The organism is Pradoshia sp. TA40_28 (assembly GCF_059694525.1).
The window spans coordinates 1-1389 of the sequence record NZ_JCATZO010000029.1; the positions used below are offsets into that span (position 1 = coordinate 1).

Genomic DNA, 1389 nt, shown 5'->3' on the forward strand with positions numbered 1-1389 from the left:
ACGTTTTACTCATTTGGTTAAGTCCTCGAACGATTAGTATCCGTCAGCTCCATGTGTCACCACACTTCCACCTCGGACCTATCAACCTGATCATCTTTCAGGGTTCTTACTAGCTTGCGCTATGGGAAATCTCATCTCGAGGGGGGCTTCATGCTTAGATGCTTTCAGCACTTATCCCTTCCGCACGTAGCTACCCAGCTATGCTCTTGGCAGAACAACTGGTACACCAGCGGTGCGTCCATCCCGGTCCTCTCGTACTAAGGACAGCTCCTCTCAAATTTCCTGCGCCCACGACGGATAGGGACCGAACTGTCTCACGACGTTCTGAACCCAGCTCGCGTACCGCTTTAATGGGCGAACAGCCCAACCCTTGGGACCGACTACAGCCCCAGGATGCGATGAGCCGACATCGAGGTGCCAAACCTCCCCGTCGATGTGGACTCTTGGGGGAGATAAGCCTGTTATCCCCGGGGTAGCTTTTATCCGTTGAGCGATGGCCCTTCCATGCGGAACCACCGGATCACTAAGCCCGACTTTCGTCCCTGCTCGACTTGTAGGTCTCGCAGTCAAGCTCCCTTGTGCCTTTACACTCTGCGAATGATTTCCAACCATTCTGAGGGAACCTTTGGGCGCCTCCGTTACTCTTTAGGAGGCGACCGCCCCAGTCAAACTGCCCACCTGACACTGTCTCCCACCCCGATCAGGGGTGCGGGTTAGAATGTCAATACAGCCAGGGTAGTATCCCACCGATGCCTCCACCGAAGCTGGCGCTCCGGCTTCAAAGGCTCCTACCTATCCTGTACAAGCTGTACCAAAATTCAATATCAGGCTGCAGTAAAGCTCCACGGGGTCTTTCCGTCCTGTCGCGGGTAACCTGCATCTTCACAGGTACTATAATTTCACCGAGTCTCTCGTTGAGACAGTGCCCAGATCGTTACACCTTTCGTGCGGGTCGGAACTTACCCGACAAGGAATTTCGCTACCTTAGGACCGTTATAGTTACGGCCGCCGTTTACTGGGGCTTCAATTCGCACCTTCGCTTTGCAGCTAAGCGCTCCTCTTAACCTTCCAGCACCGGGCAGGTGTCAGCCCCTATACTTCGCCTTACGGCTTCGCAGAGACCTGTGTTTTTGCTAAACAGTCGCCTGGGCCTTTTCACTGCGGCTCATCAAGGCTATTCACCTCGATGAGCACCCCTTCTCCCGAAGTTACGGGGTCATTTTGCCGAGTTCCTTAACGAGAGTTCTCTCGATCACCTTAGGATTCTCTCCTCGCCTACCTGTGTCGGTTTGCGGTACGGGCACCTTCTTCCTCGCTAGAGGCTTTTCTTGGCAGTGTGGAATCAGGAACTTCGGTACTTTAGTTCCCTCGCCATCACAGCTCAGCCTT

General features: G+C 54.1%; 1 rRNA gene. It reads right to left on the reverse strand.

Annotated features, from left to right (window positions below):
• Positions 1-13: 13 nt before the first annotated feature.
• A 23S ribosomal RNA gene (locus tag AC58NB_RS17400) occupies positions 14-1389 on the reverse strand; the annotation flags it as partial.